Here is a 16,002-nt window from a genome sequence, read left to right on the forward strand (position 1 = left end):
GAATAATATTATTCCTGAATTCCAGTAATCTCCAAATCGAAAATAAGATCAGAGTTGGGAGGGATTGGACCTCCGCCTTGAGCACCATAACCTAAATGAGGAGGAATAAAGAGACGAACTTTATCGCCCACAGACATGGTTTGCAAACCTTCTTTAAAACCTGCTATCAATCTGGCCTCTGGACTGTAGTCCATTGGAAATGGTTGATAACCGCCCTGGTCTCTTCTACCCGGATTCAATTTATTGAATTTTGCCGCCATTTCTTCAACATTACTATCAAATAAATCTCCATTAGGTAACCAACCAGCATAGTTAACAAATACCTTTTGACCGATTTTTGGTTTCTCACCATCTCCTTTTTTCAAAGACAAAATGCGCAGTCCTGATGTGGTTTCTTCAGCTTCCTCTTTTTGTTTGGCAAATTCAATGGCGTAGTCCCCAATCATTTTTTTGAAGGCTGCAACTGCGGCCTCTTCTGCTTTAAAATAGTCTTGAATTACCTGGACAGCATCGAATTTTTTAGCTTCTTTACCATTCCGAACGATTTCCACCTTGTTCATGACTACGTCAACTTCAGGCTTGTCTACAGGTACGGTTTTTACATTGGCGATAGTATCTAAAACTTCGATTCCAACAATAACTTCACCAAAAACAGTATGTTTTCCGTTTAACCAAGGAGTTTCTTTGTGCGTAATGAAAAATTGACTTCCGTTGGTTTTTGGACCTGAATTGGCCATTGATAAAATTCCTTTTTTGGAATGTGCTAAAGAATCATGGAATTCATCTTTGAACTTATAACCTGGGTTTCCTTTTCCGGTACCCAACGGATCACCACTCTGAATCATAAAATCCTTTATAACTCTATGGAAAATGATACCATCATAGTAGTTTTTTCCTTTTAGGCTATCCGCAACATAGGGGTTTGTACCTTCGGCAAGTGCTACAAAATTGGCAACAGTTACAGGAGTTTTCTCATGCTCCAGTTTAATGATGATATCTCCCTTTGTTGTCTGAATATCAGCAAAGATACCATCACCTAAATCGGCATATTTGCTTGATTTGCATCCTAAAAGAGTAATTGAGAATAGGGTGAGTAAAACAAGTGATTGTTTCATTGTATTCATGGTTTAAGATTTAAACTATCTTGATTTATAATGATTGTATGTAGTTCTATTGTAGATTTTATGGGGGTTCTTGGACCAATTCTTTCTCCATCACCATGGTAGCCATAAGCTTGCAATGAAGGGAAAAGAAAGGTCGCCCTTTCGTTGATTTTAAGCAATTTAACTGCATTTTGTAGACCTGGGAACAATTGTTCCTTGTCCACTACGTATGAGGTCGGGCCTATTTCCTTTGCAGAATATAGAGTGTCATTGCCCATTGTTAGCAGATTATAGGAAAACAAAATTTGATCATCTGTTTTTGGTAAATATGCTGAAGTCTCATTTGTGTTTTCAAAATAGTACCAAAACCCACTTGGACTTGCCACATAAGTATGTGCAGTGTCTTGATTAATAATTTCTTGAATCAACTTTTCTTCCTTAGCCAAGAGTGCTTTGTTTCGTTCAACCGATTCTTTGAAGAAACTCCCTGATTTTACCTTTACAGGCTTACGAGGTTCTGGACCACCGCAGGAGACCATTGCTAAAACTAGACTAAAGAGTAGCATCCTTCTCATGGATTCAATTTTGATTTATAAGTCTTTAGGATTTCATTGAAATTCTCAATTGTAGTCTCCATATTTGTGTCACTTCGACCTCCAGCTGCGTTGTCATGTCCGCCACCATTAAAATGTTTACGGGCAAATTCGTTTACTGAAAAGTCTCCCACGGAACGGAAGGAAATCTTGATGATGCCTTCTTCCTTATTTTCAATAAAAATAACAGCGAATATAATTCCTTCCAGAGTTAGTCCGTAGTTGACAAAACCTTCGGTATCTCCTTTTTTAAAGTTGTTGGCGTCCAACTCATCTTGAGATAAGGTAATATATGCGGTCTTATATTCTTGCAAAATCACCATATTGCTCAGTGCAACCCCCAAAAGATGAAGTCGTGAGGGCGAATTAGTATCAAAAACCTGTCTGTGGATTTCCATGTTGTCCGCACCTCTATCAATTAAATCCGAGACTACTTTATGGGTCCTGCTGGACGTAGAACGATATTTAAACGAACCAGTATCGGTCATGATGCCAGTATACAAATTGGTCGCAATTGAAGCATCAATTTTATCCAATCCTCCAAGGTATTCTATAAAGTTGTATACCATTTCACAAGTTGAACTCATTTCTACATCGGAGTAGGTAACCTTTGCATAATCTTTAGGTTGCTGATGGTGATCTATCATAATAAAATCAGCCTGCTTTTCTTTTAGAATTGCTTCCAATTGACCGGTTCTGGAAAAATCGTTAAAATCCAAAGTGAAAATGACGGTTGCTTCCTCAAGTCTTTTTTTGGCTTGTGAATTTTCCTTTTCAAAGTTCAGGACGACCTCATTTTTGGGCATCCATTTCAAAAATTTTGGATAGTCGTTAGGAGCAATTACCGAAACCTCTTGTTTAAGCGATTTCAGAAAGCAATACAATCCCAAGCACGAACCAATGGCGTCGCCATCCGGGTTTTTGTGGGGTATGATTACGATCTTTTGGGGTTGGGAAAGTATCGACTTTACCGTCGTAATATCCTCTAAATTCATGCCGGCAAAGATACAATAATATCAGAAAGACGTATTCTTTGGATGACTTTTAGATTGAACTAATTCCTAAAAAAACTGAAAATTAACGTAAGCTTGTTCAGCGAATCTTGCACGTTGCTTGAAAAAGCGTAAGTTTGCGCAAAATTTTAAAAAATGACTGGAAATAGAACATTTACCATGATTAAGCCAGACGCCGTTGAAAATGGTCATATTGGGGCGATTTTGGAAAAGATAACAGCTGCAGGATTTAAAATTGTAGCTATGAAATATACTCAATTGAGCAAAAGAGACGCAAGGGAATTTTATGCAATTCATAAGGAGCGTCCTTTCTTTGGAGAGTTGGTCGATTTTATGACCAGGGGTCCTATTGTGGCTGCCATTTTAGAAAAGGACAATGCGGTTGACGATTTCCGAGCTTTGATTGGAGCAACAAACCCTGCTGAAGCTGCTGAAGGTACCATCCGTAAATTATACGCCACTAGTATAGGTGAAAATGCCGTTCACGGTTCTGATAGCGATGAAAACGCAGGAATTGAAGGTGCTTTCCATTTTTCAGGAAGAGAAGTATTCTAATAATATTGGAAATAGAAAAAATAAAAGCCACCTATTTGGGTGGCTTTTTTTTGTTGTTAAATCCAATAATTGGGTTCTTCATTAATTTTGTGTAATGATTAATGTGGTTTCTACAAAGACAAAAAGTCTGTCCTTACAAGATCGTAAAAGACTTTATGAAATTCTGACAATTGCTTATGCAGAAACGGAAAAGGAAATCTGGGGCGAGAATTATCCCCGAATTTCGTTCGATGATTATAATGAGATTATAAATAAAGGCGAAATACTTGTAGCTTATAACGAAGGGTTGGTCGTAGGCGGAATACATTATTATAAACTGAATCCAAATAGTTATGGATTTGGTCTACTATGCGCAGATTTTGGAAAAAGTGGAATGGGCATTGGGCGTGCCTTGATAAATTCAGTAGAGCAAATCGTGGCGACGGAGAGCGTAAAACTCATTAAAATTGGAATTTTAAGACCTAAAACTATAGAAGTAGAATTCAAAACTAGAATCAGTGCTTGGTATCAACGGTTGGGGTATAAATACACACATTCTCAAGATTTTGGAGAAGTAGACTCAAAAAAATCAACTGACCTTATAACACCTAGCTGTTTTGATTACTATGTTAAGTCGTTGTAAAGACCGTAATCTATAGTTGAAAACTTCCTCGGATTAAGGGAATAAGGTTGGCTTTCTTTTTAGGTAGAATAAAGTAAAAACTCTTCCTTGTTTGGTTTGATAATTCCAGAACTGTTTAATCCAATTTTGGAAAGAAGAGCCTGTGATCTAACATTTTTTTCAGTGGTAATAGCTAGGATGGGGTGCAAGCTTAAAATCTCTTTTCCATAAATCAGAAGCGAGTTGCACGCCTCAAAAACAAAACCCTTTCCCTCGAATTGGGGGAGTATGGCAAAACCAATGTCAGGATGTTCCAAATAATCCCGCTTCACAAAACCACAAATACCAATGGGTTCCAAAGATTGGCGAAGCACCATTTTAAAAAGTCCGTAACCGTTATTTTCATAGGACGAAATAAGACTTGATTGGATGTAGGCTTCGGCATGTTTTTCTGTTTTGATACCTCTGTCTCCGATAAACTCCAACCAATTTGGACTATTCAACAACTCAAAGAAGAACTTTGAATCTTCCAATTCTGCCTCGACGACTAGTAATCTCTCAGTTTCAACAATTAGTTTCATCTTTTTCGAGGTAATGAACTTTCTATCGTAATACCAACTTTTTGATCAGTTCTTTGCCTAACTCTTCGTTGAGCATAGCGATAATTTTAGTTTTTCCAAAGCTTAACTCTTCACGAAGTACCGATGATGAAAGAGATATATAAAGTGTTTCATTTTTTAGCTCAACAGAGGTAGTGTAATTGTTCACTCCGTTGCCCATGAGTTTTTCCCAAGCTTCCCTGGCATCAACCTTGTCCATGCCCTTTTGAAGCTTATTCTCTTTTATGAACTCATTCAGTGCCTCGTTCATACGTAAATGTGAATTATTCCGCTTCGCCATTATTTTGGGAGAATTATAGGTTGAAACCTTTTATAGGTGTATAAATTACCGTCATCACCCATTACTGAAAAGGAAATGGAATCAAGATGCGTTAAAACCTCTTCACGATCACTGAACTCATTGGAGTACCGTAAAACAAAATCAGAATCAGTTCGACTTACTTGTAATAGTTCTGCATCATGTATATCACCGGATGTTTTATAGGTTCCATCAAATTTCGGTTGCATCTTTTTTCTGAACCCCTCATTGTTTTCCAATTGGATAAAATCAACGGTTGGATTAACAGTATAGCTCTTTTTTGTACCATCCGAAAATACTACTTCGGAAATTTCCCAATACCCATTCAAATATTTCAGGCTCTCTTCTGAAATTGGACTTTTCTTGCAAGCAAAAAGCAATAATAATCCCCCAAAAAGAAATAGCTTCTTCATGTTACAAGGTAAAGATTTTATAACTCTGACGAATATTTTTAACAACGTTTTCCGTGCGTTCTGCGTGGGTGTCGCTGATAAAAATCTGGCCAAAATTATCATTATCTACCAAGCCTACTATTTGAGATACCCGATTTTCATCCAACTTATCAAAAATATCATCCAAAAGAAGAATCGGAGTGGTCTTTGCTTGCTCTTTTATAAAATGAAACTGCGCAAGTTTCAATGCTATTAAAAACGACTTTTGTTGCCCCTGACTTCCAAACTTTTTGATGGGGTGTCCGGCTATGGTAAAGCTCAAATCGTCTTTATGTATCCCGACACTGGTGTATTGTAAAGCTCTATCCCTGTCTATGGCACTTTCTAAAAGCTCCATTAGGTTTTTTGATGACAATTGACTCTCATACGATAGCATGATTTGCTCATCTTTTTCGGAAATATGGGCATACTGTTCTTTGAATATTGGAGTAAAGGATGATATAAAATCAACTCTTTTTTTATGTATTTCAGTGCCTAAAAGATGTAATTGCTCGTTGTAGACAGACAAGGTGTCCCGGTCGAAGGTGTTGTTGACTGTAAAATACTTCAGCAAAGAATTTCGCTGCACCAGAACTTTATTATATTTAATGAGTGATTGGAGATACGCCTTGTCTGATTGCGAAATGACTCCGTCAATAAATTTTCTACGGGTATCACTCCCTTCAATAATTAGATCACGATCCGATGGCGATATAATCACCAAGGGTAAAAAGCCAATATGTTCAGAGAACTTTTCATAGGCTTTTCCGTTTCGTTTAATTACTTTTTTTAACCCTCGTTTAAAACTGCAAATAATTTTTTCGGTACGCTCATCTTTTTCAAATTCACCCTCAACCACAAAAAAATCCGTGTCGTGTTTTATATTTTGGGTAGACACCGGATTGAAATAACTTTTTCCAAAAGAAAGATGATAAATAGCGTCCAAAATGTTTGTTTTCCCCACACCATTATCACCCACCAAACAGTTGATTACGGGGTCGAAATCTAGAATTTTGGAATCAAAATTTTTGTAATTAACTAAGGATAAGTGTTTTAAAAACATAAAAATCTAAAGAAGAAAGTGCTTTTGTATGGTGTTAGCGCCAATTAAGGAATCCAAAAATAACGAATAAATTACCTTTTGGTTTTGGATAAAAACTTTATTTTTGCGCGATCAATAAAATCAAGGATGGCAACATATAAGAAGCGAGGCTTTAAACCAAAAAATAAGGCTGAGGAAGTACAACTGGATGAACAGAACAGTACAACGGCGGAAGTATTTAATACTTTAGATGAAAGCGCTTCCAAGACTGAGGCCTGGGTTCAAAGAAACCAAAATTATATTTTAGGAGCCATTGGGGCCATTGCTGTGGCTGTTTTGGGCTACTTGGGATATAATGAGTTTATTCAAAAACCCAAAGAGGCTTCTGCTGCTAATGAGCTATATTACCCGCAACAATATTTTGACCAAGCATTGACCAATGAAACAGCAAAAGATTCATTGTTCACCTTGGCTTTGAACGGTGCTGAAGGAAAATATGGGTTTTTAGATATTATTGAAGAATATAAAGGCACCAAAGCGGCAAACTTGGCTAAGTATTCTGCAGGGATGACCTATTTGAACTTGCAACAATATGATGAGGCTATTTCCCACTTGGAAAGCTTTTCATCAGATGATGCGGTTTTAGGCGCCATGGCCAAAGGAGGAATTGGTGACGCTTTTTCGCAGTTAAATCAGCCAGGTGATGCTTTGGAATATTATGAAAAAGCCGTTGCTCACAGTTTAAATGAATATACTACACCTAGATTTTTATACAAGGCTGGTATCGTTGCTATTGAATTAGGTGAAAAGGAAAAAGCGCTTAGCTTTTTTGAAAAGATAAAAGAAGAATTCGCTTCTTCTCAAGAAGCTAATGGTATAGATGCTCTAATCGGGTTGACCAAAAACTAAAATAATGGCCACCGAGAATAAGAACTTGTCGGCCTACGATAAGACCACAATCCCAAATGCGAAGTCACTTCGGTTTGGGATTGTTGTTTCTGAATGGAACGAAAACATTACAGAAGGACTTTATAAAGGAGCTATTGATGCCTTACTTGACTGTGGTGCTGTATCCGAAAATATTGTTCGCTGGAATGTTCCAGGAAGTTTCGAGCTGACCTATGGTTGTAAAAAAATGCTTTCCACCCAGAAAATTGATGCTGTAATAGCAATTGGTAGTGTGATTCGAGGGGAAACCAGTCATTTCGATTTTGTTTGTTCCGCAACAGCCCAAGGAATAAAAGATTTAAATATTCAGTTTGATACACCCGTCATCTTTTGTGTATTGACGGACAACACACTTCAACAGGCTATTGACCGAAGTGGAGGCAAACACGGCAATAAGGGTTCAGAAGCTGCAATAGCAGCAATTAAAATGGTAATGTTGGGGAAATAACCCAGGATTAATAGCTTTAAACTCAAATCAAATTGAGTTTACGTTTGAACTTTCAATCCTGTTAACATTTTTTGGCATTAAGGGGCAATCCCGTTTTTTGTTTTTAAGTACCTTTGAGGTAATACGAAAAGGATGTCATGCGAAATTTTCTGAAACTTCGAAAAAATAGGACCTATGATTACTCACCTAGGTACTACAAGGGAGATGGCAATCCTTATAAAATAGAACACAAACTAGATAAATTCCGAAGTACTGCACATACACAAAGAGGTCTCAAAAATAAATTTTCCTCCGCCGTAGATGATTTAAAAACCGAGGGCGACAAGAACCTGAAAATTCGTTTCCTTGTTATTGTGGCAGTCTTGATATTGTTGTTTTTGTACATCATCGACTTTGATTTATCCATATTCCTCACTCCCTAATGGCTGACATCATTAAACTTTTACCCGACCATGTTGCCAACCAAATTGCAGCAGGGGAAGTGGTTCAGCGACCAGCTTCTGTGGTCAAGGAACTGTTGGAAAATGCAATCGATGCTGGAGCCGATTTAATCAAGCTTATTGTTAAAGACGGTGGAAAGACCCTTATTCAAGTGGTTGATAACGGTATTGGAATGAGCGAAACCGATGCAAGACTTTCTTTTGAACGACATGCAACATCCAAAATATCATGTGCAGAGGACCTTTTCAATTTGGATACAAAAGGTTTTAGAGGTGAGGCTTTGGCCTCAATAGCTGCCATAGCGCATGTTGACATGCAAACCCGAACCAAAAGTGCTGAAACGGGTACTCATATTAAGATTGAAGGCAGTAAAATTATTTCCCAAGAGGTTGTGGCTACGCCAATAGGAACATCCATTTCAGTCAAGAACCTATTTTTTAATATCCCAGCCCGACGTAATTTTTTGAAGTCCAACCAAGTTGAGTTTAGACACATTACCGATGAATTCCATCGTGTGGCTTTGGTGCACCCACATATCGAATTCCATTTTTATAATAATGGTTCAGAAATCTTTAACCTACCAAAAACAAATCATAGGCAACGGATAGCCCATGTATTTGGTAGTCGAATGAAAGACCGCTTGGTACCCGTTGAAGAAGAAACTGAAGTCGTGAAAATTTCTGGTTTTGTTTGCAAGCCCGAATTTGCAAAAAAGAGTAGGGGAGAACAATACTTCTTCGCAAATAACAGATTCATCAAAAGTCCGTATCTACACCATGCCGTTGTAGCTGCATTTGAAGGACTTATTAAATCGGACACATACCCAGGTTACTTTTTGTATTTGGAAGTGGATCCGTCATCGATTGACATCAACATTCATCCGACAAAAACAGAAGTGAAGTTTGATGATGAAAATACCTTATATGCGATTTTAAGGTCAACCATCAAACACAGTTTGGGACAGTTCAATGTAGCTCCCATTTTGGATTTTGAGCACGACCCTAACATGGTGACGCCATATGCCTATAAAGAAAAGGAGGTAGTAGTCCCTCAAGTTGCTGTTGACCCTTCCTTTAATCCGTTTCAGGAAGTTGGAAATAAATCAATGGGTGGTTCATCATATCAAAAACAAAGTGCAAAAGGTTGGGAAAATCTGTATGAAGGTCTAACAACTCATTTGGATACCGATGATTTTAGCAGCGTAGAGATTGAATCGGAAACAGGTGTACAGGGAACTTTTTATGCAGATGACTCCAACGAAGCACCAGCTGCTATCACCTTTCAACTTCGACGAAAATATGTGGTGAGTACCATTAAATCGGGAATGTTGGTAGTTAACCAAAATAGGGCACATGAACGGGTTCTTTTTGAAAAGTTTTTAGGAGAAATTACTGTGAAGGAAGGGGTAAGTCAACAACTGCTTTTTCCATTGGAACTTCCATTTTCAAATCAGGATAGAATTATTTTAACAGAAATAGAAGAAAGCTTATCCAATGTTGGATTTATGTTTGATACTCTGGACAACGAAACGGTAAAAGTGACAGGTGTACCAATGACAGTTACCGAAAGTGGAATTGGCATGGTATTGGATCAACTTATTTCGGATTACAAAGAAGGTTTTGGGGGAAGTGAAATTTCCCAAGCAGAACTTTTGGCAAAAACGCTTGCTAAAAATTTAGCTGTGAAAACGGGAGAGGTCCTGGATCAAGAATCACAAATGGCTTTGGTAAACGATTTGTTCGCTTGTAAGGAACCGACATTGAGTCCGTTTCAAAAAATAACATACACCATTATCTCCGAAGGGGATATCGAAAAAAAAATGAAATAAATGGGGAGATTGACTGAGGCCGTAAAACATATATTGATTATCAATGTCATATTGTTTTTCGCCACCCAAATGTACGGAGACCAAATGTACCAATGGTTATCGCTTTGGTTTCCACAAAATGGAAATTTTCAATGGTGGCAGGTTGTCAGCCACATGTTCATGCATGGCAATCTAATGCATATTCTTTTTAACATGTATGCGCTGTGGGCATTTGGGACCCCCTTGGAACGCGTGTGGGGAAGAAACAAATTTTTGTTTTTCTATTTTTCCGCTGGACTTGGCTCTGCAATGCTACACACCGGGGTCAATTACTATTTGTTTAACGAAGGATTAAATGCATTGGTGAATGCAGGCATGACAGAGCAGCAAGTTTTGGACATTATATCTAGAGGACAGTATAGCCCCAATTGGTATAATATTGCGGATAGAGGCACCATTGAAAACTTTTTGAGTGCTTATAATACCCCGGTAGTAGGTGCTTCTGGTGCCATTTATGGAATCCTGGTAGCCTTCGCCTTTATGTATTCTGAGGCGAAATTGATGTTGATATTTTTACCGGTTCCAATTAAGGCAAAGTACTTTGTACCCGCATTACTGGCAATCGATTTATTCTTTGGAATTGGAAATGTAAATACAGGAATTGCGCATTTTGCGCATATTGGTGGTGCATTGATAGGTTTTATTATGATGTGGTATTGGAAAAAGAATGAGTTTAACAAAAATCGATGGAATTGACCTATGGCTGGAGGACTTCAATATAATTTTGCACGACTCAACATTGCAGAGAAGCTGATTGCCATTAACGTTTTGGTGTTCATTCTCGATGGTCTTTCGTTGGCCTTGTTAGGCAACTCGGTGGTAAGATGGTTTCAGTTGCCCCAAGACTTTATTGGGTTTTTGGGCCAACCATGGTCTTTAGTCACCTATTCGTTTTTCCATGCTGGTTTGGGACATATTTTCTGGAATATGATTATGTTATACTTTGCAGGCCGCATTTTTGTTAATCTTTTCGATACACAAAAATTCCTCAACGTTTACTTTTTAGGAGTAATCATAGGAGGAGCCGTGTTTCTGCTCAGTTATAATGTTTTTCCAACATTATTGAATACACAAACGGCATTAGTTGGTGCTTCTGCAGGTGTAACCGCAGTCTTGATTTTTGTTTGCGCATATATGCCAAATCAAGAAGTAAGAATTGTTTTCTTCAATGTCAAACTATGGCATGTTGGTTTGTTTTTTGTTTTGGTTGATTTGATTCAAATTCCTTATGGAGGTAATGTTGGAGGAAGGCTGGCGCATTTGGGCGGTGCCGCCCTTGGATATGTTTATGCTCGACAATTGCTCAAAGGAAATGATATTGGTGCGGGATTTACAAAGGTTAGAAATGGCATAGCTCAACTGTTTAAGCCACGAGAGAAAAAAGCACCAATGAAAACCGTTTACAAAAAGAAGGTTTCTAAAAAGAAAAGTAAGGCTGAATACGACAAAGAGGCCAATCAACGAAAAATAGATACCATTTTGGACAAAATAAGCAAGTCAGGTTATGAAAGCTTGTCAAAGACGGAAAAAGATTTTTTGTTTAAAGCTGGTAAGGAGGACTGACGTGTGAAAAGATTTTTTCCTTTTTTAAATAAACTTATCCTTTTTGTCAACCTTATTTTTGTTTTGGTTACGGCAATTGCACTACTAGTGCCTTATATTCCCGTTACCTATATGCCAACCTTATCTACAGTTAGTTTAGTAACACCAATTTTGGCCTGTGTCCATATGGTGTTTGTTTCTTTTTGGTTGCTTAGAAGGAAAAAATTATGGCTTTGGTCGGCTATGATGTTTATAGCATGGTATGTGATTCTTGGCTCTTTCTATGAATTTTCAAATCAAGTTGAAAATGTAAATGACGTTGAGAAATTATCAATAATGTCGTTCAATTCTCGACGATTCAATGAGCATCGCCAACTAGATATCGAAAACGTAGACAGTTTAATACTAAACTTCGTAGACCGTAAAAGTCCAGACATCCTTTGTTTTCAGGAATGCTACTATGAAATGAAGCGAAATAATGCGCTCAGTCAATACCCGTATAAATATATTGACTATGTCTACGGAAAGCCAGCTACCAGAGTAATACAGGCCATTTATTCGAAATTCCCAATTTTAGCCAAGGACTCCATTTTATTTCCGAACAGCGCAAATAGTGCGGTTTATGCTGATATATTATATAAAAAGGATACAATAAGAATATATAATGTTCACTTACAATCTTTCAGAATAATTCCGGAAATTGATGCCATTAAAAACCAAAAATCGTCCAAATTATTGGCGAAATCCAAAGGAGTTATGCTTAAGCAAGATGAGCAGGCGAATTTGATTAGAGCCAGTATGGAGTCGACGAGTCATAAAAAAATTGTTGTCGGGGATTTCAACAATACTCAATATTCCAATATTTACAAAACCATTAAAGGAGATTTACAAGACACCTTTTTAGAAAAAGGCAAGGGATTTGGACGAACCTACAACCTTCTCGGTTTTCCCATGCGAATTGACTACATATTCGCTGATTCTGATTTTGAGGTTATTTCCCATGAAAACTTCGATGTGAAGTTATCAGATCATTACCCGGTCATGTCTACTCTGAGACTTAAATCAGATGAGTAGACAGTCTATTGTGTCTGCTATTATATGGATGATTAATCCAAGGCCCAATATCCTTGTCCATCTAAAAAATGGGAGAATGCAATAAACTGTTATGGCCACGTAGCTATGCAAAGGATGAAAATTTATACTGCAACGATTTGGGTCGAAAATCGGATTTGCCAACAGGTGGTCTAAATCTATTAGCATTCCAGCCATAAGTATCAAAAACACCTTAAGCCGTCTTTCCTTAAAAAAGATTACTGCGATGAGAATAGGTACTATGATATGAATTCCATAATGGACTAAAAACCTAAGCATTTAAAAAGTCCAGGGATTGATTTCTTAAGTAGGTAAGTGCATTGGTTCCTTCGTTGAACAAAAGATCAAGAATACTTAGATTGGGAACAAAACCATGTCGTTCCTCAAAGACTTGAGGGTACGGATTCATATCAATCAATAGTTCTTTCTTCGCTTCTACCAGAAACCGAGCGTCTTCTTTTTCTGAAAGCTCTCGCTCGTAGGTTTCCGTTTTTTTATCCGGAATTTGAACGCCCAAACAATCTCCAATTACTTTGATGGTTTTCATATTGAAATCAAAAAGGGAAGGGCAAGGCTCCTCAAAAATTGGTTTTAAATCATCTTCGTAAAACTCAAAAAAAGGAGAAGTTCTATAGGCCGTTTCCAAAGTTCTCCAATGGATTTTTTGCCAGGGGTAACTATTATCAGGGGCCACAGCATTATACTTTTGCCTTCCTTCTTTTTTGCCTAAGTGTCGAATAGGAACGTTTAGCATATGCTTGCCCTGATCGGTACAGACATAGCATCGGTTTCGGTAAGATTGTTTTTGAAAATTGTCATGCGCCTCCCATAAGACCTCTTTTTGGACGAGAACCGAAAATGTGGCCACACTTGGAAAATAGGTCGGATGAACAACAGTTTTCAACTGAACAGAGGGTATTATGCTTTCTTTTTTCTTCGTTTTCTGACAAAATCAAAAATAAACCAACCGGCTATCACCATTAAAAAGTACTTAAAGTATGAGATGGGCTCTCCGCCACCTCCAACGGTTGTGAAAATCCTATCCCAGCGTGGCTTCCAATTAAACAATCCATCATTAAAGTTATCAAAGCTCATCCACAGGAATACTGGTTTACCTACGATATGATTGGCCGGGACATAGCCCCAAGCCCTACTGTCTTCGGAATGATCTCGATTGTCACCCATCATCCAGTAGTAATCTTGCTTGAAGGTGTAGGATGAAGCCTCTTGGTCGTTTATGTAGACTTTGTTGCTAGATACTTTTACATCATTGTATTCGTAATCGCGGATGATTTTCTTGTAAAGCGGAATGGTTCTGTAATTGATTTCTACCGTAGTTCCGGCTTTTGGAATATATATAGGTCCGAAATTATCACTGTTCCAAGGATAGAAATTGGCCTTTTGTGGGAATGAGCCACCATACCTTCCTTTCGGTTCCATGGTCTTCACCACGGAATCGATAGCTGGATTGTTGCGCAATTGGGCAACCATCTCATCAGTCATGTTGGCTACTCTTGATCTTGGCTTTTCTTCGGTCAAGGATAATCGTAACTGACGTATAACTTCAGTAGGAATTCCTTTTTCGCGAGTGGTGAGCTCAATTTTTCCATTAGCTGCTTGTCCGACTCCGACAATATAAGATGAAAGCGCATTTACCTGATTCTGATTAATACCGGTTGCAAAATATTTTCTCAGGTAGTCAGAGGCATCGATTTCTTCTAAAAGTCTGCTAGACACGCCTTTTTTAGAGTATATTATGTAATCGTACATTACTTTCGCACGATCAGAAAGCGTTAACTTTTTACCGTTAATATGTACAAAACCGTCAATGACAGCCAATGAATCTCCAGGTGTTCCAACGCATCTTTTTACATAGTTGGATTTTTTATCAATCGGTTTCTTTACGGCTTTCTCCGCCTTGAAAAATTGGTATAAGGTGTCCGAAGGAAGGCTAAAAACGACAATATCATTCTTTTTTATTTCCTGGAAGCCAGGCAATCTCATATAGGGCAACTGCAATTTATTCTTCCATGAAGTTTTATAAGTTTCCGGTTCAACATCAGCAATGTAGGACCTCTTTTTGATTCCTGGTAGAGTATCGTGAACCATAGGAGCGGCCAAAGTGGTCATGGGTATCCTTGCACCATAGTGAAACTTACTCACAAAAAGAAAATCACCAATACGGAGTGTTCTTTCCAATGAACCGGTAGGAATGACGTATGGTTGAATAAAGTACGTATGCACAAAGGTCGCAGCTACAATGGCAAATACGATAGAACTTACCCATTCACCTAACCCTGTTCTAGGTTTTAGGTCCCGGTCTTCAATATATTTTACGTCTTCCGCATAATTTATATAATAAATGTAAAAGCCGAGGGTAAGAATAACAGCCCAAGTGTCAATAAGCTTGTTTTTCCCAAAACTTCGTATGGTTTCAACCCAAACCACAGGAAACATCAACAAATTGATTATGGGAATAAAAAGCAACAACACCCACCACCAAGGCCGATTTATAATTTTCATTAAAACCACACCATTGTAAATTGGGATTGCGGCTTCCCATGCTTTTCTACCAGCCTTTACGTAAAGTTTCCAGGTTCCTAGGAAGTGAATTACCTGTATGATCAAGATAAAAATGACCCACTGTGTACCGTCCATATCGAAGTTTATTTTTTAGACTGAAAGTCTATGGTATTGTTACGTTTTTTAATTTAGGTTTAACACATCTTTCATTGAAAAAATCCCAGCTTTTCCTTTGATCCATTCCGCAGCAATTACTGCACCAAGTGCAAAACCTTCCCGATTACGGGCAGTATGTTTTATTTCTAGGCCATCCACCGCGCTTTGATAGTTAATGATGTGCGTTCCTGGAACCGTACCTTCTCGCTTGGATGTAATTGGAATGGTGGTTGCCCCATCTTCATCCAATTTCCAATTGGCATAAGCGGTGTTTGCTATGATACCATCTGCTAAGGTAATAGCTGTACCGCTTGGTGCGTCCAGTTTTTGTGTATGATGAATTTCTTCCATAGAAACTTTGTATTGGTCTATGGAGGACATCATTTTGGCCAAATAAGAATTCAACTCAAAAAATATATTGACACCCAAACTGAAATTCGAGGCATAAATAAATGCTCCATTTTTCGCTTTGCAAACATCCAATGCTTCATCAAACCTTTCAAGCCACCCCGTAGTTCCAGAAATCACGGGGACATTATGCTCAAAACAGGTTGTTATGTTATTGAAAGCGGCATCTGGGGTACTAAAATCTATGGCGACATCCATATTTGAATAATCTATATCTGTAGCGCCAACATCGACCTTTGAAACAATGGTATGACCTCTTTGTAGCGCTATTTGCTCTATCATTTTACCCATTTTACCATAGCCGAACAAACCGATCTTCAT

General features: G+C 38.1%; 20 protein-coding genes. 9 read left to right on the forward strand and 11 right to left on the reverse strand.

Annotation, left to right across the window (positions count from 1 at the left end; genetic code table 11):
• Positions 1–8: 8 nt before the first annotated feature.
• The 3 genes from ACOKFG_RS09525 to ACOKFG_RS09535 are packed head-to-tail and all read right to left on the reverse strand — an operon-like array spanning position 9 to position 2,691.
• Positions 9–1,115 carry a peptidylprolyl isomerase gene (locus ACOKFG_RS09525; RefSeq protein ID WP_298793728.1) on the reverse strand — a complete coding sequence of 369 codons (1,107 nt, stop codon included), beginning with the start codon at positions 1,113–1,115 and terminating at the stop codon, positions 9–11.
• Between the two features lie 5 nt (positions 1,116–1,120).
• Positions 1,121–1,678: a gliding motility-associated peptidyl-prolyl isomerase GldI gene (gldI, locus tag ACOKFG_RS09530; protein WP_299484827.1), complete on the reverse strand. Its 558-nt coding sequence runs from the start codon at positions 1,676–1,678 to the stop codon at positions 1,121–1,123.
• The gene (locus ACOKFG_RS09535) at positions 1,675–2,691 is read right to left on the reverse strand and encodes a DHH family phosphoesterase (RefSeq protein ID WP_422861130.1); all 1,017 of its coding nucleotides are present in this window, start codon (positions 2,689–2,691) and stop codon (positions 1,675–1,677) included. Before ACOKFG_RS09535 ends, gldI begins: the two co-directional genes overlap by 4 nt.
• Before the next feature lie 153 nt (positions 2,692–2,844).
• Here ACOKFG_RS09535 and ACOKFG_RS09540 point away from each other — a divergent pair, with 153 nt between their 5' ends.
• Both ACOKFG_RS09540 and ACOKFG_RS09545 read left to right on the forward strand, forming a co-directional pair.
• Positions 2,845–3,264, forward strand: coding sequence for a nucleoside-diphosphate kinase (locus ACOKFG_RS09540; RefSeq protein WP_422861131.1), 420 nt, complete (start codon positions 2,845–2,847; stop codon positions 3,262–3,264).
• Positions 3,265–3,358: 94 nt separating this feature from the next.
• Positions 3,359–3,886, forward strand: a complete 528-nt coding sequence (locus ACOKFG_RS09545) for a GNAT family N-acetyltransferase (RefSeq protein WP_422861132.1) — start codon at positions 3,359–3,361, stop codon at positions 3,884–3,886.
• A gap of 59 nt (positions 3,887–3,945) precedes the next feature.
• On the opposite strand, the gene ACOKFG_RS09550 is transcribed toward ACOKFG_RS09545, so the two are convergent.
• Genes ACOKFG_RS09550 through recF form a run of 4 tightly spaced genes read right to left on the reverse strand, consistent with a single transcriptional unit; the run spans position 3,946 to position 6,277 of the window.
• Entirely contained in the window at positions 3,946–4,446 is a 501-nt protein-coding gene (locus ACOKFG_RS09550) for a GNAT family N-acetyltransferase (protein ID WP_299484835.1), read from the reverse strand.
• A gap of 22 nt (positions 4,447–4,468) precedes the next feature.
• Positions 4,469–4,765, reverse strand: coding sequence for a DUF721 domain-containing protein (locus ACOKFG_RS09555; protein WP_299484837.1), 297 nt, complete (start codon positions 4,763–4,765; stop codon positions 4,469–4,471).
• Positions 4,765–5,196 carry a hypothetical protein gene (locus tag ACOKFG_RS09560; RefSeq protein WP_299484839.1) on the reverse strand — a complete coding sequence of 144 codons (432 nt, stop codon included), beginning with the start codon at positions 5,194–5,196 and terminating at the stop codon, positions 4,765–4,767. The genes ACOKFG_RS09555 and ACOKFG_RS09560 overlap by 1 nt, the downstream gene beginning before the upstream one ends.
• Position 5,197: 1 nt before the next feature.
• On the reverse strand, positions 5,198–6,277 hold the full coding sequence (gene recF, locus ACOKFG_RS09565) for a DNA replication/repair protein RecF (RefSeq protein WP_299172319.1): 1,080 nt from the start codon (positions 6,275–6,277) through the stop codon (positions 5,198–5,200).
• 126 nt (positions 6,278–6,403) lie between these two features.
• On the opposite strand from recF, the gene ACOKFG_RS09570 reads away from it, so the two are divergent.
• From ACOKFG_RS09570 to ACOKFG_RS09600, 7 genes are all read left to right on the forward strand, one after another.
• Positions 6,404–7,165 carry a tetratricopeptide repeat protein gene (locus ACOKFG_RS09570; RefSeq protein WP_298793737.1) on the forward strand — a complete coding sequence of 254 codons (762 nt, stop codon included), beginning with the start codon at positions 6,404–6,406 and terminating at the stop codon, positions 7,163–7,165.
• Between the two features lie 4 nt (positions 7,166–7,169).
• Positions 7,170–7,652, forward strand: a complete 483-nt coding sequence (gene ribH, locus ACOKFG_RS09575) for a 6,7-dimethyl-8-ribityllumazine synthase (protein WP_298793738.1) — start codon at positions 7,170–7,172, stop codon at positions 7,650–7,652.
• Positions 7,653–7,789: 137 nt separating this feature from the next.
• Positions 7,790–8,074, forward strand: a complete 285-nt coding sequence (locus tag ACOKFG_RS09580) for a riboflavin synthase subunit beta (protein ID WP_298793739.1) — start codon at positions 7,790–7,792, stop codon at positions 8,072–8,074.
• The gene (mutL, locus tag ACOKFG_RS09585; RefSeq protein WP_298793740.1) at positions 8,074–9,921 is read left to right on the forward strand and encodes a DNA mismatch repair endonuclease MutL; all 1,848 of its coding nucleotides are present in this window, start codon (positions 8,074–8,076) and stop codon (positions 9,919–9,921) included. Before ACOKFG_RS09580 ends, mutL begins: the two co-directional genes overlap by 1 nt.
• Positions 9,922–10,656 (forward strand): rhomboid family intramembrane serine protease, encoded by a 735-nt coding sequence (locus tag ACOKFG_RS09590; RefSeq protein WP_422861133.1) that lies wholly within the window; start codon positions 9,922–9,924, stop codon positions 10,654–10,656.
• 3 nt (positions 10,657–10,659) lie between these two features.
• Positions 10,660–11,523, forward strand: a complete 864-nt coding sequence (locus ACOKFG_RS09595) for a rhomboid family intramembrane serine protease (RefSeq protein ID WP_422861134.1) — start codon at positions 10,660–10,662, stop codon at positions 11,521–11,523.
• A 3-nt stretch (positions 11,524–11,526) separates the two neighbouring features.
• Complete coding sequence (locus ACOKFG_RS09600; RefSeq protein WP_299484846.1) at positions 11,527–12,576, forward strand: endonuclease/exonuclease/phosphatase family protein; 1,050 nt, start codon at positions 11,527–11,529, stop codon at positions 12,574–12,576.
• Here ACOKFG_RS09600 and ACOKFG_RS09605 read toward each other — a convergent pair.
• The 4 genes from ACOKFG_RS09605 to dapB are packed head-to-tail and all read right to left on the reverse strand — an operon-like array spanning position 12,565 to position 16,002.
• Positions 12,565–12,873 carry a DUF6122 family protein gene (locus ACOKFG_RS09605; RefSeq protein WP_298793744.1) on the reverse strand — a complete coding sequence of 103 codons (309 nt, stop codon included), beginning with the start codon at positions 12,871–12,873 and terminating at the stop codon, positions 12,565–12,567. The genes ACOKFG_RS09600 and ACOKFG_RS09605 overlap by 12 nt on opposite strands.
• On the reverse strand, positions 12,866–13,498 hold the full coding sequence (locus tag ACOKFG_RS09610; RefSeq protein ID WP_422861135.1) for a WbqC family protein: 633 nt from the start codon (positions 13,496–13,498) through the stop codon (positions 12,866–12,868). The genes ACOKFG_RS09605 and ACOKFG_RS09610 overlap by 8 nt, the downstream gene beginning before the upstream one ends.
• A 14-nt stretch (positions 13,499–13,512) precedes the next feature.
• On the reverse strand, positions 13,513–15,252 hold the full coding sequence (gene lepB, locus ACOKFG_RS09615) for a signal peptidase I (RefSeq protein ID WP_422861136.1): 1,740 nt from the start codon (positions 15,250–15,252) through the stop codon (positions 13,513–13,515).
• 48 nt (positions 15,253–15,300) lie between these two features.
• Complete coding sequence (gene dapB, locus ACOKFG_RS09620) at positions 15,301–16,002, reverse strand: 4-hydroxy-tetrahydrodipicolinate reductase (RefSeq protein WP_422861137.1); 702 nt, start codon at positions 16,000–16,002, stop codon at positions 15,301–15,303.

This window comes from Flagellimonas rhodophyticola, from assembly GCF_049332665.1.
In the GTDB taxonomy this organism is placed as follows: Bacteria; Bacteroidota; Bacteroidia; order Flavobacteriales; family Flavobacteriaceae; genus Flagellimonas.

Excerpts from the sequence above, each read along its gene's own strand:
- ACOKFG_RS09525 (WP_298793728.1), bottom strand. The coding sequence starts at position 1,115 with ATGAAACAATCACTTGTTTTACTCACCCTATTCTCAATTACTCTTTTA.
- gldI (WP_299484827.1), bottom strand. The coding sequence starts at position 1,678 with ATGAGAAGGATGCTACTCTTTAGTCTAGTTTTAGCAATGGTCTCCTGC.
- ACOKFG_RS09535 (WP_422861130.1), bottom strand. The coding sequence starts at position 2,691 with ATGAATTTAGAGGATATTACGACGGTAAAGTCGATACTTTCCCAACCC.
- ACOKFG_RS09540 (WP_422861131.1), top strand. The coding sequence starts at position 2,845 with ATGACTGGAAATAGAACATTTACCATGATTAAGCCAGACGCCGTTGAA.
- ACOKFG_RS09545 (WP_422861132.1), top strand. The coding sequence starts at position 3,359 with ATGATTAATGTGGTTTCTACAAAGACAAAAAGTCTGTCCTTACAAGAT.
- ACOKFG_RS09550 (WP_299484835.1), bottom strand. The coding sequence starts at position 4,446 with ATGAAACTAATTGTTGAAACTGAGAGATTACTAGTCGTCGAGGCAGAA.
- ACOKFG_RS09555 (WP_299484837.1), bottom strand. The coding sequence starts at position 4,765 with ATGGCGAAGCGGAATAATTCACATTTACGTATGAACGAGGCACTGAAT.
- ACOKFG_RS09560 (WP_299484839.1), bottom strand. The coding sequence starts at position 5,196 with ATGAAGAAGCTATTTCTTTTTGGGGGATTATTATTGCTTTTTGCTTGC.
- recF (WP_299172319.1), bottom strand. The coding sequence starts at position 6,277 with ATGTTTTTAAAACACTTATCCTTAGTTAATTACAAAAATTTTGATTCC.
- ACOKFG_RS09570 (WP_298793737.1), top strand. The coding sequence starts at position 6,404 with ATGGCAACATATAAGAAGCGAGGCTTTAAACCAAAAAATAAGGCTGAG.
- ribH (WP_298793738.1), top strand. The coding sequence starts at position 7,170 with ATGGCCACCGAGAATAAGAACTTGTCGGCCTACGATAAGACCACAATC.
- ACOKFG_RS09580 (WP_298793739.1), top strand. The coding sequence starts at position 7,790 with ATGCGAAATTTTCTGAAACTTCGAAAAAATAGGACCTATGATTACTCA.
- mutL (WP_298793740.1), top strand. The coding sequence starts at position 8,074 with ATGGCTGACATCATTAAACTTTTACCCGACCATGTTGCCAACCAAATT.
- ACOKFG_RS09590 (WP_422861133.1), top strand. The coding sequence starts at position 9,922 with ATGGGGAGATTGACTGAGGCCGTAAAACATATATTGATTATCAATGTC.
- ACOKFG_RS09595 (WP_422861134.1), top strand. The coding sequence starts at position 10,660 with ATGGCTGGAGGACTTCAATATAATTTTGCACGACTCAACATTGCAGAG.
- ACOKFG_RS09605 (WP_298793744.1), bottom strand. The coding sequence starts at position 12,873 with ATGCTTAGGTTTTTAGTCCATTATGGAATTCATATCATAGTACCTATT.
- lepB (WP_422861136.1), bottom strand. The coding sequence starts at position 15,252 with ATGGACGGTACACAGTGGGTCATTTTTATCTTGATCATACAGGTAATT.
- dapB (WP_422861137.1), bottom strand. The coding sequence starts at position 16,002 with ATGAAGATCGGTTTGTTCGGCTATGGTAAAATGGGTAAAATGATAGAG.